Here is a 390-nt window from a genome sequence, read left to right as displayed (position 1 = left end):
GGCCAGTCTCCCGAGCCCACACCCCCCGCTCGCGGCCGGGCGCTCTACGGCTGCATGGGCCTGGGCGGCACCTGGGACCGCGCCCCGCACACCCCCCACGACATCGACCACGCGGAAGCCGCCATCACCGCCGCCCTCGACGCAGGCATCACCGACTTCGACCACGCCGACATCTACCGGCACGGCAAGTCCGAGGCGGTCTTCGGCGAGGTACTGGCCCGCTGGCCGGGCCTGCGCGAACGGATCACCCTCCAGACCAAATGCGGCATCCGCCTCCCCGAGGACGGCCGCCCCGGCATCTACGACCTCCGCGCCCCGAGCATCCTCGAAAGCGTCCGCGCCAGCCTGACCCGTCTGCGCACCGACCACGTCGACACGCTGCTCCTCCAC

At 72.8% G+C, this 390-nt stretch carries 1 protein-coding gene; it reads left to right on the top strand.

All coding sequences use genetic code 11. The annotated features are described in order from the left end of the window. Positions 1–54: 54 nt before the first annotated feature. Positions 55–390: aldo/keto reductase (locus tag FNX44_RS27795; protein ID WP_173019336.1), on the top strand; the 336-nt coding region annotated here is incomplete at its 3' end.

Origin of the sequence: Streptomyces alkaliterrae, from assembly GCF_007097205.2 — a bacterium.
Lineage (GTDB): Bacteria > Actinomycetota > Actinomycetes > Streptomycetales > Streptomycetaceae > Streptomyces > Streptomyces alkaliterrae.
This window is presented reverse-complemented; position numbering and strand designations above follow the sequence as displayed.